Annotated in this window: 18 protein-coding genes; 10 read left to right on the top strand and 8 right to left on the bottom strand. The window is 42.5% G+C overall.

Translation table 11 applies throughout. The features are described from left to right. Positions 1–329: 329 nt before the first annotated feature. The 3 genes from P8610_RS11415 to P8610_RS11405 form a co-directional block, all read right to left on the bottom strand. On the bottom strand, positions 330–1178 hold the full coding sequence (locus P8610_RS11415; RefSeq protein WP_394604486.1) for an alpha/beta fold hydrolase: 849 nt from the start codon (positions 1176–1178) through the stop codon (positions 330–332). A 591-nt stretch (positions 1179–1769) separates the two neighbouring features. Then, positions 1770–2231 carry a CarD family transcriptional regulator gene (locus P8610_RS11410; RefSeq protein ID WP_198768716.1) on the bottom strand — a complete coding sequence of 154 codons (462 nt, stop codon included), beginning with the start codon at positions 2229–2231 and terminating at the stop codon, positions 1770–1772. A 144-nt stretch (positions 2232–2375) separates the two neighbouring features. Further along, positions 2376–3662 carry an amidohydrolase gene (locus tag P8610_RS11405; RefSeq protein WP_394604485.1) on the bottom strand — a complete coding sequence of 429 codons (1287 nt, stop codon included), beginning with the start codon at positions 3660–3662 and terminating at the stop codon, positions 2376–2378. A gap of 119 nt (positions 3663–3781) precedes the next feature. Here P8610_RS11405 and P8610_RS11400 point away from each other — a divergent pair, with 119 nt between their 5' ends. Next, complete coding sequence (locus tag P8610_RS11400) at positions 3782–5845, top strand: transglycosylase domain-containing protein (RefSeq protein WP_394604484.1); 2064 nt, start codon at positions 3782–3784, stop codon at positions 5843–5845. Between the two features lie 375 nt (positions 5846–6220). Here P8610_RS11400 and P8610_RS11395 read toward each other — a convergent pair whose 3' ends face one another. Then, on the bottom strand, positions 6221–6751 hold the full coding sequence (locus tag P8610_RS11395) for a YwhD family protein (RefSeq protein ID WP_394604483.1): 531 nt from the start codon (positions 6749–6751) through the stop codon (positions 6221–6223). Positions 6752–6911: 160 nt separating this feature from the next. Between P8610_RS11395 and P8610_RS11390 the strand changes: the two genes are divergently transcribed. Further along, a complete protein-coding gene (locus P8610_RS11390; protein ID WP_394604482.1) occupies positions 6912–8228 on the top strand; it encodes an NCS2 family permease in 1317 nt (438 codons plus the stop codon). 68 nt (positions 8229–8296) lie between these two features. Beyond that, positions 8297–8467, top strand: a complete 171-nt coding sequence (locus tag P8610_RS11385) for a hypothetical protein (RefSeq protein WP_394604481.1) — start codon at positions 8297–8299, stop codon at positions 8465–8467. 20 nt (positions 8468–8487) lie between these two features. Here P8610_RS11385 and P8610_RS11380 read toward each other — a convergent pair whose 3' ends face one another. Then, positions 8488–8928 (bottom strand): immunoglobulin-like domain-containing protein, encoded by a 441-nt coding sequence (locus tag P8610_RS11380; RefSeq protein WP_394604480.1) that lies wholly within the window; start codon positions 8926–8928, stop codon positions 8488–8490. A 112-nt stretch (positions 8929–9040) separates the two neighbouring features. On the opposite strand from P8610_RS11380, the gene P8610_RS11375 reads away from it, so the two are divergent. Further along, positions 9041–9250 carry a hypothetical protein gene (locus P8610_RS11375; RefSeq protein WP_394604479.1) on the top strand — a complete coding sequence of 70 codons (210 nt, stop codon included), beginning with the start codon at positions 9041–9043 and terminating at the stop codon, positions 9248–9250. 53 nt (positions 9251–9303) lie between these two features. Here the strand turns inward: P8610_RS11375 and P8610_RS11370 are convergent, their stop codons facing one another. Continuing rightward, a complete protein-coding gene (locus tag P8610_RS11370) occupies positions 9304–9807 on the bottom strand; it encodes a YwgA family protein (protein ID WP_394604478.1) in 504 nt (167 codons plus the stop codon). A gap of 280 nt (positions 9808–10087) precedes the next feature. Continuing rightward, positions 10088–11371, bottom strand: a complete 1284-nt coding sequence (locus P8610_RS11365; RefSeq protein WP_394604477.1) for an HD domain-containing protein — start codon at positions 11369–11371, stop codon at positions 10088–10090. 314 nt (positions 11372–11685) lie between these two features. Here P8610_RS11365 and P8610_RS11360 point away from each other — a divergent pair, with 314 nt between their 5' ends. Continuing rightward, a complete protein-coding gene (locus P8610_RS11360) occupies positions 11686–12486 on the top strand; it encodes a class I SAM-dependent methyltransferase (RefSeq protein ID WP_394604476.1) in 801 nt (266 codons plus the stop codon). Continuing rightward, positions 12486–13319, top strand: coding sequence for a lipoate--protein ligase family protein (locus P8610_RS11355; protein ID WP_394604475.1), 834 nt, complete (start codon positions 12486–12488; stop codon positions 13317–13319). The genes P8610_RS11360 and P8610_RS11355 overlap by 1 nt, the downstream gene beginning before the upstream one ends. A gap of 235 nt (positions 13320–13554) precedes the next feature. Here P8610_RS11355 and pta read toward each other — a convergent pair whose 3' ends face one another. Continuing rightward, positions 13555–14526 carry a phosphate acetyltransferase gene (gene pta / locus P8610_RS11350; RefSeq protein WP_394604474.1) on the bottom strand — a complete coding sequence of 324 codons (972 nt, stop codon included), beginning with the start codon at positions 14524–14526 and terminating at the stop codon, positions 13555–13557. A 217-nt stretch (positions 14527–14743) separates the two neighbouring features. On the opposite strand from pta, the gene P8610_RS11345 reads away from it, so the two are divergent. The 4 genes from P8610_RS11345 to P8610_RS11330 form a co-directional block, all read left to right on the top strand. Beyond that, a complete protein-coding gene (locus P8610_RS11345) occupies positions 14744–15070 on the top strand; it encodes a four-helix bundle copper-binding protein (protein ID WP_289493982.1) in 327 nt (108 codons plus the stop codon). 108 nt (positions 15071–15178) lie between these two features. Continuing rightward, complete coding sequence (locus P8610_RS11340; protein WP_394604473.1) at positions 15179–15955, top strand: sporulation protein; 777 nt, start codon at positions 15179–15181, stop codon at positions 15953–15955. 77 nt (positions 15956–16032) lie between these two features. Next, positions 16033–16776: a hydrogen peroxide-dependent heme synthase gene (hemQ, locus tag P8610_RS11335; RefSeq protein WP_394604700.1), complete on the top strand. Its 744-nt coding sequence runs from the start codon at positions 16033–16035 to the stop codon at positions 16774–16776. A gap of 388 nt (positions 16777–17164) precedes the next feature. After that, positions 17165–17556, top strand: a 392-nt coding sequence (locus tag P8610_RS11330; protein ID WP_394604472.1) for a cell wall hydrolase, incomplete at its 3' end; no start/stop codon positions are given.

Genomic DNA, 17556 nt, shown 5'->3' with positions numbered 1-17556 from the left:
CCTTTTATTTGAATCTTTATTTTACAAACGACAAATAGAGCACATACGAACGAATATAGGGCAGCCCTTGCTCTTATAAGTGATCTGACTTAATACCAGTAGGGGTATTAACGACTTTGATTCAGGAAATTGAGGTCATAATCCTAGAAATTATTGAATTAATCCAGCGAGTTTTTGCTATAATCCGGCGAGTTTTGATCATTTATCGGCGAGTTGACAAAATTCGACTCTAAACACCCAGCATTATACCCCTCTTACCAACATGCCTGGAACTCAAGAATTTTAAAAAGCCATGAACACCCAACCGTTGTTCATGGCTAACTTGACTTTTAATTTCCTATAGAACTATTCCTTACAATTGAGGCTATAATGATATCCCAATCCTCTGTGTGCAGCTCATGACCGGTTCCTTCGAGGGGAACGAGTTCAGCCTGCGGAATCGCTCTTGCAAGCGCTTGACCGTGTTCGAACGGAAGTGCCCGATCTTCAGTTCCGTGAAGGATAATCGTAGGAACTCCAATTTCACTCATACGATCCAAATACTCTTCACCGCCACCTAGAAAAATATAATTAAAGCGGCTTTGAATCTGTTTGGCACGTGTGTATTCTCTTTCTGCCAATGTGTACATTCTTTCCTTTTCAAAGGGTTTTGATCCTGAAAGAACTGCCCATCCCTCTGCTAAATAAGCCATGGACGACTCTCGGTCTGACCAATCAATCGAAGCACTTTTTCCATGGAAATCTAAAATCTTCTGATCCATCTGAGGCAGCTCAGCTTGCTCTGACCCGAAGACACTGGATGCATGGATGGTGAGACTTAGTACACGTTCAGGATGCTTGATCGCCATAATCTGCCCGATCATTCCACCCAGAGACATTCCCATGATATTCACTTTCTCTATGGAATAGGCATCTAAAATTCCAAACGCATCATCAACCAGGTCCGTAATCGTATAGTTTGAAGTTCCAGGTTCATAGACGACGGATTGACCGAGATCGCGATGATCATAGCGAATCACATATCTGCCCGCTGCTGCTAAACGCTCACAAAATTCTTCATCCCACCAATCGAGCGAAGACATCGCCCCCATGATGAGCAGAACAGCAGGATCACTAGGGTTACCGAAGCTTTCTGTATTTATATCCACCTGATTCGTTTGTAAAAGTTGTTGTTTCATCATTGTATCCTCCGTGAATTTATTTTTTCGCCTTGTGTAGAGCGCAGAGCAATAAGTACTCAACGGAGTCATCTTGGCCTGCACTTGTCATTAACGAAATTTGATCCATTTAATGATCATGACGTGTTGGCCTCCTTCTTTTATTTAATTAGAGGTATTAAAACCCTATTTATTTTAACATAATTTTCCGAACTTTTTTTGTTGAAAAGTAAAAAAGCAAACCGCGTTACCCACTCTCGGCTGCTTTTCCCATTTTTATATACAATTAACAGTACTAGTGGAGGTGGATAAGTAAATCTTCTAAAAATAGTCACTGAGGTATACCTAAAACAATGGAAGCCCTACCTCTCTTCCATCCTTACGGCTCCTTGTCCGTGCCAGTGTGAATCAGTATTACTCCGATCAAGTGATTATTGAAAAGAATTTATTTGAAAAACTTCATAAGGTTATAGAGGAAAGTAAAATCAAAATTAAGGATTAGATGGTTGTAGAAATTAAAGAGGTTAAACTAAGTAAGTTTAAGAAGTGTGTTGTCTCTGAAACGACTATGAATGAGATCCTTTTCAAGCCCTCATATCATGCCATTAAACCTTAACAGAAACTTTTAATCTGGGTTTCAGTGATTCCTTTGATTACTTCAAGTTCACTGAGTAAAAATCCATATGCACTTTCCAACATCTTTTTTTCGCTTGCATTCAGTGTTTTTTCTTTCTTCATACGCATCAAATCACGTACAACTTCGGCACCATCACGTATTTCACCCGTTTTTAGCTTGTCTGAATTTACTTTGTATCTTTCTTTCCACGTTAGTAAAGTTTCAGATTCTCCATTGTGAAAATCGTGCATAATCTGCTTTAATGCTAATAGTTCCGTAACAGGGCGTATCTTAGAATTCATAATCTTACACGCTGGAATCATAACTTGCATGTTGCTGACTGACATTTTTATAACATAATACTGTTGTTTTTCGTCGGGGAATTCTTTTTCTTCTATGGCTTCAATTACGCCTACTCCATGCATTGGGTACACAATGTTATCGCCAATTTGAAACAAATACTCCACCTCCAGATTTGCTAACCTTCTAAGAGTACCATACCCCTATAATTTAATCAAATATTTTATAATATCATGATTTTAATTTTTGTGTCAATCATTTTTACGACAAAAAAGCACCTCAAATTTGAGGCGCCTTTCTACTTACAATCGTCCTAAGAGCTCTTTCGTTCGTTCTTTAGCATTTGCCATCACTTTTTCTTCGTCAATCGTCTTCAACTCACGACCGCGCATTACCATCTTCCCATCGATGATCACCGTATCTACGTCTTGACCTGTTGCGGAATAGACGAGCAAGTTTGCCGGTTCATGACTCGGAGTCAGATGAAGCTTGTTCATGTCCATCAATAGGATATCCGCCTTCTTTCCTACTGTTAACGATCCGACTTCATTTCCGATTCCGAGGATGTCAGCACCGTTCTGTGTCGCCATCGTCAACACATCATGCGCACTCAGTACAGCCGCCTCTTCGTACTTCAATTTTTGGAACCAGCTTGCCGCTTTCATCTCCAAAAACAGATCGAGTGAACTGGCACTCGCAGGTCCATCCGTTCCTAGCCCCACTTTCACACCGAAATCCATCAGTCGTTTAACATCACTGATTCCACACCCAAGCTTCGCGTTGCTCACCGGGTTATGAATGATGCCGCCTTGCACAGTCGTCAGTGTTTCATAATCTGCATCGTTAAAATGAACACCATGGGCGAGCAGCACGTGACGATCAAATACACCAGCTTGCCTTAAATATTCAACAGGGCTCACCCCATACTTCTCCTGGATCATCTTTTCTTCATCTTTCGTCTCTGCCAAATGAATGTGCAGTGGAACGTCTTTTTCTTTAGAAAGATTTACAGCCGACCGTAAAAAATCAGGCGGGCACATATAAGGCGAGTGCGGTGCGATCATCGTTGTAATCCGGCCGTTTCCTTTTCCGTGCCAGCGAGCTACAACTTCCCCAGCTTCCTTCAATCGTCCTTCATAATCCAAATCCATCGCGATAAGTCCACGCGCTATAACTGATCGAATCCCAGATTCCACAGCCGCTTCCCCGATCGTGTCGATGCCTATGTACATATCTGCATAAGAAGTAGTTCCACTTTTAATCATTTCCGCCATCGAAAGCAAAGCTCCCCAATAACGATCTTCATCATTCATCTTCATCTCAAGCGGCAGCATCTTTTTATTCAGCCATGTCATTAAGGTTACATCATCACTATAGCAGCGCAATAAGGACATCGGAGTGTGCTGGTGCCCATTTACAAGTCCAGGCAGAGCAAGCATTCCTTTTCCGTCCAGCTTCTCAACTGTTTCATCCCATTCAACGTTTCCTATTGAATCAATTTTATTGTCTTTTATAAGGATGTCGCCATTGTTTACAACCCATCTTCCATCATCACTTACCGTCATATATTGAATGTTTTGTATAAGCATATTCCGAACCTCCTCTGTCTCACTAGCATTATAGCATTTCATTCCCTTTCCTACGTTTAAGGAGCGTCTTTTTTCACCATACTAGATAAGAAAATGAGAGTCTTTAAGGAGGGCGGATTATGAAGTTTTGGCAGGTTTATAAAGAAGCTACGAAACAGCAAAAAATACGCTGGATCAAAAAATGGGGAATCATTGCCTCAGGAAGCTTTGCGCTTTCATTCATTGGGCTGTTACTTCTCGCTAAACTCATGGGCCCGCCTGCATTGCTTGTTCCGCAAACAACCATCATGTACGCCGCTGACGGGTCGAAGATGGGCGAGATCAATAACGGAGGGCAGAACCGATATTGGGTTCCGCTCAAAAAAATAGATAAGAATCTGATTTCTGCCACAATCTCAATTGAAGATAAAAGTTTTTATAAACATAACGGATTTGATTTGAAGAGGATTGCAGGAGCACTACTCGCTGACATTAAAGCTGGTGCGAAAGTGCAAGGAGCAAGTACGATTACCCAGCAGTATGCCCGAAACCTTTTTCTTACACATGAAAAAACGTGGCGAAGAAAGTTTCAAGAAGCGTTTTACACACTGCGCCTTGAAATGAGTTATTCAAAGGATGAGATTTTAGAAGGTTATTTGAACACGATCTATTATGGTCACGGTTCATATGGCATCCAGTCTGCTTCACGCTATTATTATGGAAAAAATGCAGAGGAACTTTCTCTAAGTGAAGCAAGTATGCTCGCAGGGATCCCAAAAGGCCCAAGTTACTATTCACCGATTCTACACGAAGAAAACGCTAAGAAAAGGCAAGGAATTATACTAAGCTCAATGGCTGAGGATGGTTCGATCAAAAAAGCGGACGTCCAAAAAGCAGCTTCAGATAAGTTATCTTATGTTCGTGAAGAAGAGGAAGAGATCGCAACGGTCGCTCCTTACTTTCAGGATGCTGTTATGCGTGCATTAAAAAAAGAACTGAACGTAAACACAAACTCTATACAGTTCGGCGGGCTTCGCATCTACACAACACTCGATCCACACATGCAGGAAGTCGCTGAACATACGATTGAAAACCGGATTATCGATAACAGCTCCATTCAGACCGCATTAGTCGCAATGGATCCTCGCAGCGGCGATGTAAAAGCGCTCGTTGGCGGCCGGGACTTTGAGGAAAGTTCCTTCAACCGTGCGCTCCAAGCGAAACGAGCACCAGGCTCGACTTTCAAACCGTTTTTGTATTACACCGCACTCGAGCACGGATATACAGCATCGACTCCGATTAAATCAGAACCGACCACATTCGCGATGGGAGACGCCATAAGCAGCTATAAGCCGAAGAACTTTAAAAACCGCTACGCGAACGATTTTATAACGATGGCACAAGCGCTCGCTCTTTCTGATAACATATATGCTGTAAAAACGAACCTTTATTTAGGACCAAACAAACTCGTGAAAACAGCAAAGAAGTTTGGCATCAAGAGTGAACTTGCCGGCATTCCATCACTTGCTCTTGGATCAAAGGCAGTAGGCGTTTTAGAACTGACGAAAGCATACGGAGTTTTTGCGAATGGCGGCAAAAAGGTAGAACCTGTTTTTATTACCAAGATTACGGACTCTAAAGGCGAAGTGCTTTATGAGCACAAGTACGAAAGCGAGCAGGCCATCGATGAAAACAAAGCGTTTGTGATGACCGATCTCTTGGCAGGAACGTTTGATGAAAAGCTGAATGACTATACGAGCGTAACAGGATCAAGCATCAACCATTATCTGACGCGTCCGATGGCAGGAAAGTCGGGCTCCACTCCGAACGACAGCTGGATGGTCGGGTATGCTCCACAACTCGTTACTGGTGTGTGGGTCGGCTACGATAACAACGAAGAGCTGCACGATGTGAACGATACGGGCTATTCGAAGCGAATCTGGGCGTATTTTATGGAAGGTGCTTTAAAAAATAAACAGATCCTATCATTTGAGCAGCCAGAAGGTGTAACAGCGGTAACGATCAATCCGCAAAACGGCAAGCTCGCAACCGAAAGCTGCCCGGTCACGCGCATCTCGTATTATGAAAAAGGAACAGAACCTGTTGAGTATTGTGATGAACACGGTGTATCAAATGAAATAAAAGAGAAATTGGAGAAGAAGCAGGAGAAAAAGGGATTTTTTAAGCGGATTTTTTCTTGGTGAACCTGTAATCCCTGTCTATTGGTGAGCCGGACAGGGATTTTTTAATCATAAAACAATATTTCCTGAAGTTTCGATGATAATCCCGCGAGTTTTGATGATATTCCCGCAAGTTCTGATGATATTCCCGCGAATTTCGGATATAATCCCGCGAGTCCTAATTACATAAACTACGGGGGGTCGAGACCATTCGACTAGTCCTATCTTTTACCAAATCCTGCACAAAATAAAATGCCCGGAGCTCTACTACAGGAGCCCCGGGCACTTTATTGTCCTAGAAACATTGTGTGTACAATGCTATCTACATTCTAATGGAAGTGCTTTCTTGTCACAAGTTATTTGAAAAATGTTCAAAAAAGGTTCATAACTTTGCCATATTTATTCCACTAATGACTTGATTTCGTCACTAGAACGGCTAAACATCCCTTCATCATGCTCTTTAAGGAAGTTTCCGAGCACTCGGCGAGCACTTACGTCCATATCCTCGACGATCACTTTTCCCTTCATGGACTTATCCATTCGGTTCACGTGTTCTGGCAGACTTTTATATCCACGTCGCGCTTCAGTGTCTACTTGCATCTCACAAGCCGTTAGACCGAAATAATATGGACCTTCAGCACCGCGGTTGATCGTTACCCAAACGAGCCAATACAGTCTCGGGTTTGGTGTATCTACACGATTAGGAGTGAATTTTATGCGCTTTTCCACGTCACTTCTAGCATGCATTGCACCCATATCGATATAAGCGATCGAATCTTCAACATCAACGATAACAGGCGTTACGTGATCGAGTGTTAAACTTCCTACACCATATCCGCCATGTCCATCGGTTGAATCACCGCTAATGATGGTAAAGCCCATCCCTTTTTTCTTTTTATCGCCGTCATTGGAATTGAAAAAATCTTTCATGCTTCCAGCTCCTCTACCATTCATTGTTACCACGTATTGTATCACAAAACATAAAAAATTCTCAGATGGAAACCTAAAGATAAATGTTGAATAATCCGTTAAAAACGAATATTATATATCATGTACTTATAAATTGTTCGTATTTTGGAGGTTCAAACACATGCTTTCATCCTTTTTTAAATTAAAAGAACTTGGTACATCCATTAAAACAGAAATTTTAGCGGGTATTACTACCTTCTTAACGATGGTCTACATCGTTGTGGTTAACCCGATTATTTTACATTCCGCAGGTGTTCCTTTTGACACGGTATTTATGGCAACAATCATCGCCACGGTTGTCGGAACATTATGGATGGCACTTCTCGCCAACTATCCGATCGCTATCGCTCCGGGTATGGGGCTTAATGCGTATTTTGCGTTTTCGGTCGTTGGGAATAACCCTAACATTGACTACCGTATCGCGTTCGGTGCTGTTTTCGTTGCAGGTATCCTTTTTGTAATTTTATCGTTAACACCATTTCGAGAAAAATTAATCGAATCGATTCCTGCAAACTTAAAGCACGGAATTACAGCTGGTATCGGACTATTTATCGCTTTTATCGGAATGCGACTTACTGGAATTATCGTCGCTCATCCGGAAAATTTAGTAGGGCTCGGTGATCTGCACTCGCCAACTGTACTCTTAGCACTTGCTGGACTTGCTATCACACTCATTTTAATGGCTCTAAACGTAAACGGCGCATTGTTCTTCGGAATGATTGCAACAGGTGCTATTGCTTATTACACAGAACAACTTAAATTCGAAGACAAAATTATGTCTGTTCCCAACCTGCCATCTGAACTATTTATCTTTGGTGATCCGATCACCGCGTTTTCTGATGTGTTTCAATATGGATTATATGCTGTCGTATTTTCTTTCTTGCTCGTAACAATCTTTGATACAACAGGAACGATGGTTGGTGTAGCTGAACAAGCTGGTCTCATGAAAGGCAAAAAGATGCCTCGTGCACGCCAAGCATTACTAGCTGACTCTGTTGCAACTACGGTTGGTGCGGCATTTGGCACGAGCCCAACGAGTGCTTATATCGAATCTTCTTCAGGTGTTGCGGCAGGCGGTCGTTCTGGTTTAACGTCTGTTGTCGTTGCGATTTTATTTATCGCAGCTGCATTCTTTGCACCGCTCGTAAGTGCCATCTCGGGTCTAGCGGCCATCACGGCACCAACACTCATAATCGTTGGCAGCTTGATGCTCGGATCTTTGAGCAAGATTAACTGGAACGAGCTTGATGAAGCGTTCCCGGCGTTCTTAATTATTTTAACAATGCCACTCACGTCTTCGATCGCAACAGGTATTGCACTAGGATTTATTTCATATCCAATCTTAAAAGTAGTAAAAGGAAAATATCGTGAGGTTCCGTTTTTAGTCTATCTTTTTGCGGTATTGTTCTTCTATCAGTTAGCGTTTTTACCTCACTAATTTTTTTCTTTCTAATAAAAAGTGAATTGAGGATTTGTTCTTCATTGCCAAGTTGATTGGAGTGTAAGGTGCGAGACTCCTGCGGGACAGGCGGGCGGGTGAGACACTTATACGTGAAACGTACGAATGTGGCTCACCGCCTGCCCCGCGGAAAGCGAGCATCTGAAACGGAAATCAACCACTTTCAAGGACTTCAATTATCTCTCATACACAAAAAGACCGGCCAACCCTTAAATTAAGGGCTGCAACCGGTCTTTTCTTATTTTTTATCGAACACAACTGCTACCTTTTCTTTCTTTTCATCTAAAAAGAAATCTTTTGACACTCGGTATGTCCCAGCCTCTTGATCCTTTAAATCAATGACTTGATCAAAGTTTTCTCCCGCTTTCACCATGATCATCTGCTCCGTAAACATTTGATTATTATTTACTTTCTCCCATTTGCCATCTGTCCACTTTTCTAATACATAAGCGGTTCCTGTTCCTGCCTCTTTATCAGATGAATTTTTCAACGAGAGATTCGCTTCCTCATTGCCCTCTTCAATTGCTAGTTCTGCTTCTACACCCGCTTTTTCAGCAGGAATATCATTCTCAATTTGAGTTGCTCCGTTCTGTTTGTCCTCTTCTGGCACTGGTTTAGAGCCACAAGCGGCAAGGAGAACGAGCAGACATGCCATTAAAAACAGCTTCATGTTTTTCATCACTATGCCCTCCTTTTTCTTGTTAGTCGCAAGAAAAAGAAAAAAGTTTCAGATAAACTGTCGTTTATACGGAGAATTCGGTGGATATGCTGATAAAAAGGGATGGTGTCGCATGAAGATTTGGCTTGCTGCTTTAATTTTGTCGCTGTTGTTTTTAGGATTAGGAATCGGCTATTACGCAACTCGCCTTTACGACAAGAGTGTTGTAAAAGGTTTTGTAACTACACTGCTTGCTATTCTCGTTCCCTTTTGTGTGTTTATTGGATTTATTTATTTTTATGGCCTTTACAATCACGGTCATCCGCTTCAATTTAAATGGTAAACAAAAAACCTGTTCTTAGGCTGCATAAACCGATGCCCTCAAACAGGTTTTTTTTATTGCACTTGGCTTTTTAATGAGTTGATATATGCAAAAGCTTCATCCATCTCTTCTTCTGTGTACTTTTGTTTCGCTTTAACGGTCTGGACCTTTTCTTTGATCTCATCCTGCTCAAGCTTTTCAAAGTACATAACGGTTGAAACAAGCTCCAGAAAACGTGATGACTGCTCGTTCATTGAGCGCACACAATTGCCTAGCTGTTCGATCTCCGCACCATATGTGGAAAGAAGCTTCTGTCCTTCTTCATTCACGGCATAACGGTACTGTGAATAACCGCTCACCTTTTCTTTTACTTCATGTATGTATCCCATGTTGCAGAGCTCTTCGATTTTTAACGTTAACTCCTCGGAATATGGGCCATAAAAGTGAAATTGATATTTTTCTTGAAAAGGAAAATTCAGCTTTTTTGCGATATACACCATCTTTTGAAGCTTTTTCCGGCCGACCACTTCCCCGGCTTCTTGAATCAAGGTGACTACCTTTAAATGATCCTCAAACACAGTATTTCCCCCTAACATCCTTTTTCGTTTTATCTATTTTCTGTTTTGTCACTATTCAATGTTGTTTTTGTAAGTAGTTGATTTCCGTTTCAGGTGCTCGCTTTCCGCGGGGCACGCGGTGAGACACATTCGTACGTTTCACGTATAAGTGTCTCACCCGCCCGCCTGTCCCGCAGGAGTCTCTCGCCTTACACTTCAATCAACTTGCAATGATGTCTTTTAAGCAAGAATCTTTAAAAAAGACTCTATTGTAAAGTAAATCTGGGTGGTGAGCCAAACTCTATCTATTCAAAATCTCTTTAATTTTACTTTTAAGCGTTTCATCCTCAATCGCTTCAATGAGATCAAGCGGAAAATAAAGCTTATGATCTGTGCGGCGTTTTCCTGAAATCGCTTCAACGACATCGGATTCGCGGGATAGCTCGCGAATATCGCCGTTTGGTTTTAATAGATTAATCGGCAGACGCTCTTCTTTTTCACCAGGACGGTAAAAATCGTATGGCAGATCTGACGATGAATCCACTACTAAATAATATTTCGGATTGATGCCGGCTTCTGTAAAATAGCCCGACAGCAAATGTCCATCCGTAAACGAGACCATTTCGGTATATTTAAATAATTTACGATCAATAAATCGCTGACATAAATCGCTAAGGATAGCATCCTCTTCTTCCATCCAGCCCTGGAAGTAATAATGAATAACACCTTCATCCAGCGAAATATAATCGTGAAGTGAAACATCGCCTTCAAACAGCGTTTTAAAGTGAGAGAGCTCTCTCTTAAATGTATACCCTGTTTCATAAAGTTCCTTCGCTCGATGAAGAATTTTACTTAAAATCACTTCAGCACTGCGCGTTACAGGATGAAAATAAACTTGCCAGTACATTTGGTAGCGGCTCATTATGTAATCTTCCACCGCATGCATTCCGCTCGATTTAATGACAACACCCTCTTCAGTCGGGCGCATCACACGAAGAATCCGCTCAATGTCAAAGTTACCGTAGCTTACCCCAGTAAAATAAGCATCTCGTAAAAGATAATCCATTCGGTCTGCATCAATCTGGCTTGAGATCAAGCTGACGATCAGTTTATCGCTGTGTGTTTTCGCGATCACTTCTGCAACCTGCTTCGGAAAATCATCACCCATCTGCAAAAGGACGTTATGAACTTCTGTATCTCCTAAAATAATATCTCTGCTGAACTCCTCATGATCGACCCCGAACACTTTTTCAAAGGAGTGTGAGAATGGACCGTGTCCAACATCATGCAAAAGGGCCGCGGATAGAACAAGCAGGCGCTGCTCGGGATCCCACGTTTGTTTTTCTTGAAAAATATCAATGATCCGCCTCGTAATCTCATAAACACCAAGAGAATGGCTAAAACGGCTATGTTCTGCTCCATGAAATGTTAAGTATGTCGTCCCAAGCTGCCGAATTCTTCGCAGTCTTTGAAACTCGCGCGTGCCGATCAGACGCCAGATCAGCTCATCACGCACATGAATATATCGATGCACCGGATCTTTAAACACTTTCTCTTCGTGCAACTTTCCTAATGGTTTGGCCATTGAATTTTTCCTGCTCCCTCTCTACAGCATTTATAGGTAAGAGTTCTCGTAAAAAAGAAAAATCCCTTCCTCAATCATTCCGTCGAGAAGGTATTTTCTGTACAAAAAGTCGTGTTGTATTTAATAGAATATACCCTATTGTATCGTGTTCATAACTTTGAAAACAACCACTATTTTTTTCTAGCCGGTCTTTATATATATCGGTAAAAGATAACCGGCATCCACCATTTTCTTACCCTTCTGATTTGAGTTATACTAGATAAGGCTTAATACGGAAATGATAGATTTTATATAGATTTCAGGAGGAACAAATCATGGATCAAGAACGTAGAATTAGAAACGGACAAGCATGGAGCAACAGCTCTTATACCGCTTGGGTAAACCGCTTTGGCACGCCAGAAAAAGCAGTTTCGCGTATCACAAAAGATCCTATGCGCCGGCTTCAGCCATTGGATCAGTACATTGGCGAAGTTTCGGGCAAAAAAGTTGTGAATCTCTTAGGTTCTCATGGCAGTAAAGCAGTAGCACTCACTTTACTCGGAGCAGAAGTTACCGTAATCGATATTTCTGAATCGAACGCAGCTTATGCGCGAGAACTGGCTAAAGCAGCTAATGTTGATGTCCGCTATGTGGTAGAGGATATTTTGAATCTGCCGGAATCGGAAATGACTGCAGATTATGATATGGCGTTTATGGAAAACGGCATTCTTCACTATTTTGCTGATCTGAACGAATACTTTGCGGTCGTAGCAGGTCTTTTGAAAAAAGGCGGAACACTCATCCTGCAAGACTTCCACCCCGTTTCAACAAAACTCATAGAATCACAAGGTAAAAGCCAATCGGTTCGAAAGCATAAAGTTTCGGGGGATTACTTTAGCGAAGAACTTGTAACGACAGACGTGGCGTATTCTAAGTTCTTGCCTGAGCTGCAGTACGCAACATCAGAAGAGCGTGCACCGTTCCAAGTACAAATTCGCCAGTGGACACTAGGTGAGATTGTTACCGCGATCGGTTCAGCTGGACTCTGGATCAAACAGCTCGTTGAAGAACCACACCCGGATGAACTCGACCGCGGCATTCCAAAGTCCTTTATTATCGTGGCGGAGAAATTGTAATGGCGGATCATTTACTGAGCCAGCCGGTCTGGCGGCTGATCGATCAGTCTGGGCTCGGCCCGTCATTTGATGCGCGGCAGTCTTTTGCGACCGATGACACTCTTTGCACATCGATCGGAAGCGGTGATTCACCGGCAACAGCTCGCACATGGGTTCACCATGACACGATCGTCCTCGGCATACAGGATACACGCCTGCCTCATCTAAGGGAAGGGATTGATTTTCTAGAGTCTCGGGGTTATCGCGTGATTGTGAGAAATTCTGGTGGGCTTGCCGTAGTGCTTGACAGCGGCGTGTTGAACATCTCACTCATTCTTCCTGAAAAAGAAGGCACGATCGACATCAATCAAGGGTACGACACGATGACAGCACTAGTTGAAGAGCTGCTTGCGCCTTATGATGCAGCGTTTGAAGCGTATGAGATCGTAGGTTCTTATTGCCCGGGAAGTTATGACCTAAGTATCGGCGGGAAAAAATTTGCTGGAATCTCCCAGCGGCGTATGCGCGGCGGGGTCGCTGTACAGATCTACTTATGCGTGGACGGCAGCGGTTCAGAGCGCGCGGCGTTGATCGGAGAGTTTTATAAGCGCGGTTTAGCAGGATTGGAGACAAAGTTCCAGTACCCGGTGATTGAGCCTGATGTTATGGCAAGCTTAGCGGAACTGCTTGGACGCCCTGTGACAGTTCCTGATATTCACGCCTCTTTACTAAGTGTACTTCACAAAAATAGCGAGCTTTTTTACAGCGGTCAGCTTTCGGTGGAGGAAAGCGAGCTGCTTCCAGGAAACATAAAACGAATGTGGGATCGAAATGAGAAGGCACTGTCACTTTAGGTGGCAGTGTCTTTTTGAGGTGTACAAGATAGAACCTGAAATTTATTTTTATGTGATGAACGGCTATTTTTATGTGATCTTCCTATTTTTTTTATGTGATAACGGTCCTTTTTTATGTGATATGACTCCATTTTTATGTGATGGTGTATTTTTAACAGCAGACTGGCCAAACCGCCTGCAATTTCCATACAAAAAAAGCCAGCTGCACAAAGCTGGCTTTTCCATTTTTATAAACTTACAGAGCTTGCATCGCTGTAATCAATGCTAACTTATATACATCTTCTGAATTACAGCCACGGGAAAGATCGTTCACAGGCATATTCAACCCTTGAAGGATCGGTCCGATCGCTTCAAAACCGCCTAGGCGCTGAACCATCTTGTATCCGATGTTCCCTGTTTCAAGGCTTGGGAAGATAAATACGTTCGCTTCCCCTTTGATTGGTGATTCTGGTGCTTTTTTCGCTGCAACAGACGGTACGAACGCTGCGTCGAACTGAAGCTCTCCGTCATATGGAAAATCTGGATTCATTCCTTTCAGAACTTCCAATGCTTCTACCACTTTTTCTGTCTCTGGTGAAACCGCAGATCCTTTTGTAGAGAAAGACAGAAGTGCTGCTTTTGGGTCGATTCCGAATACGCGAGCTGTTTCAGCAGAAACCATCGCAGATTCCGCTAAATCTTGGCTGTTTGGAGAAATGTTGATCGCGCAGTCAGCGAACACATACTTCTCGTCACCGCGAACCATGATGAACGCACCAGACGTTTTCTTCACGCCTTCTTTTGTTTTAATGATTTGAAGCGCCGGACGAACGGTATCAGCTGTAGAATGTGCTGCACCACTCACTAGTCCGTGAGCTTTGCCTGTGTAAACCAGCATCGTTCCGAAGTAATTTTTATCCAACAAAATTTTGCGTGCTTGCTCTTCTGTTGTTTTACCTTTACGGCGTTCAACTAGTGCATCAACTAATGCGTCAAACTCGCCATATTCAGCTGGGTTCAGCACTTGTACCCCATCTAAAGAGAAGTTACCCGCTTGTGCTTTTGCTGTCACGTCAGCAGGGTTTCCTACTAAAATAGGCTGCAATACCTTTTCAGATGCTAGACGGCTAGCTGCCTCTAGAATTCTTTCATCCGTTCCTTCAGGAAAAACGATAACCGGATTTGCGGATTGAACTCTGTTTTTTAAATCTATAAAAAGATCACTCATGATTTTGCCTCCTATTTCCTATAAATACTCTACTTTTTGCATTCCCTATTAGGTTACTCCTTTTTTTACACCTTTTAAACCTACCCATGCAGTTGTAAGCGCTTGATAGAAGAAGTTCTTATATTTCGAATTTTTCAACGTCTGCACCTCGCATGTTTACAACTACGACTCAGGGGAAACAGTTTACTAAAATCGATTAGTAGGAGGTTTTTCAGAAATGAACCAAACTTTTCAAGAGTGTATTGATGAATGCCTGCGCTGTATGCAAGCATGCAACCATTGCTATGATGCTTGTTTAAAAGAAGAAGACGTTAAGATGATGGCGGATTGTATCAGACTTGACCGTGAATGCTCTGATATTTGCAGTTATGCTGCAGAGATGATGGCGCGAAACAGCCCATTTATTAAAGAAATCTGTGAACTATGCGCAAAAGTTTGTGAAGCTTGCGGTAATGAATGTAAACAGCACGATCACGAGCATTGTCAGGAGTGTGCAAAGGCATGTTTCAGATGTGCAGACGCTTGTAGAAAAATGATCGCCTAGAACGATACAAACTTTCTTCCAGATCGGGAGAAAGTTTTTTATTTGCGCATGAATCTTTTTAATCCCTCTTCCGTACAATTGATAGAAAAATTTGGAGGAGGAATTCACATGTCATTTGTAAACCGCATGTTAGCTTCAGTAGGAATTGGATCAGCAAAGGTAGACACAATTTTAGATAAAGATACTTACTCACCTGGTGAAAACATTACAGGAAAAATAAAAATTGAAGGTGGCAAGGTCGATCAAAACATCGATCACATTACTCTTTATGTAATGACAGAATACTATCGTGAAATAGATGATAAAAAAGTACGCGAAACAGCTGCGATTGAGAAAACGACTGTTACGAGCTCCCTTGTTGTAAAAGCAGGCAGCCAGCAAGAGATCCCTTTCTCTCTTAAACTTCCATATGATGCACCGTTAACTCTCGGACATACTCCTGTTTGGATCAAAACAGGACTTGATATTCAGATGGCTGTGGATCCCACAGATAACGATCAGATTCGTGTGCTGCCAGATGCTGAAACGTCTGCAATCTTTGATGCGATTGAACAGCTTGGATTCCGCCTCCGAAAAGCATACTGTGGTTCTGCACCGCGTTATATGCGCCGCAGACTTCCGTTTTTACAAGAGTTCGAGTATGTTCCAACTTCAGGAGCATATGCTGGAAAGCTTGATGAGCTAGAAGTAATCATGGTTCCGCAAACAGACAGCATCGAACTTTTACTTGAAATTGATAAAAAAGGAAAAGGGTTGTTCGGTATGCTGTCAGAGGCAATGGATCTTGACGAAACGAAAGTACGCCTGACACTTACTCGCAGCGAGCTGCAAAATCCTGCTGGTGTTAAAAGTAAGATTGAGCAGTTGCTTCGCCAATACAGCTAATCCCCCTTTTTGGATTCGTCCCTACTTATGGTATATTTGTAGGGACGTGTTTATATCTAGCAAGGAGTGAATAAATGATGAGTGAAGCAGCGATTACACTAGAAGGCTGGTATTGCCTTCATGATTTCCGTACGATGGACTGGGCCGCTTGGAAAACGCTTACGAGTGACCAGAGAGAATATGCAATCAATGAATTTTTAACGTTTCTTGAAAAGTGGGAGAACGTAGAAGCAAACAAAGCGGGCAGCCATGCTCTTTACAGCATCATGGGACAAAAAGCTGATTTCATGATGATGCTTCTTCGTCCGACGATGGAAGAACTGAACGAGATCGAGAACGCATTTAACAAAACAGCATTCGCACAATATACAGTAAAAGAGTACTCTTACGTTTCTGTTGTTGAGCTTAGTACGTACAACCCGCAGAACGAAAGCGGCGAGATGGATCCGATGATTAAAGCTCGTCTGTTCCCAGAGCTGCCAAAATGGAAGCATGTATGTTTCTATCCGATGGACAAGCGCCGTGATGGTGACGATAACTGGTACATGCTGCCGATGGAAGAGCGCAAGAAGATGATGTACTCCCACGGCATGATCGGCCGCGGCTATGCAGGGAAAGTGAAGCAGATCATCACTGGATCAGTCGGCTTTGACGATTGGGAATGGGGCGTAACACTGTTCTCAAACGACATGCTTCAATTTAAGAAGCTAGTATACGAAATGCGCTTTGATGAAGTAAGTGCACGCTACGGCGAATTCGGATCTTTCTATGTTGGAAACATCCTGACAAAAGAAGCAGTGCCGTCTTACTTGCAAGTGTAATGGATAAAGATGACTCGTTCCAGTCGACGAGTCATCTTTTTAGTTTTTTTATGGTAAAAATCGATTAACGTGGAATTAATGAAAATAACGTGGATATATCACGAATAACGTGGATATAAATTTTATTTCTACACCGAACAATGAGTTTGTCCACTGAGCACGTACATTCGCACTATATTGCACGTTCCCCAAAAAACAGCTTCCCTAAATTCCCTTCTGTATCTTTTTTCTTCATGCACTTCCTTTTACTTTTCTAGTTTTCTAATGTCAGAGAGGCAAAACTTTTATCCAGTTTGGTCTAGTTTCCAAAAACAGCTCATACACATATATCGAATGTTCTGTTTCCCTGCTTGTACACCATGAATCAACACATAGAGGGGGAAGGCAAGTGGCAGTCATTAAAGCGACTAATAAGGATATTGATCTGCTTGCACGACTTATACGTGCTGAGGCGGAAGGTGAAGGCGATCAAGGCATGCTGCTCGTTGGCAATACCGGCGTGAACCGCATTCGCTCTAACTGCCTTGATTTTAAAAATATCCGAACGATGCAGCAGATGGTTTTTCAGAGGCCAGGGGGATTTGAAGCGACCATTAAAGGATACTTTTATCAAGGTGCCAGAGAGAACGAACGAAGATTAGCCAGAAGAGTCATTAACGGCCAGCGTTTTCATCCGGCTAAAAATTCTTTATGGTTTTTTGACCCAAGCGGTCCTTGTCCTGCAACTTGGTACAATCAACCGCGTGCAGGAAGCTTTAAGGCACACTGTTTTTATCAGCC

The sequence above is a fragment of the Fictibacillus sp. UD genome (assembly GCF_043558025.1).
In the GTDB taxonomy this organism is placed as follows: domain Bacteria; phylum Bacillota; class Bacilli; order Bacillales; family Fictibacillaceae; genus Fictibacillus.
The sequence above is the reverse complement of the archived record's forward strand: the minus strand, read 5'-3'. Positions and strand labels throughout refer to the sequence as shown.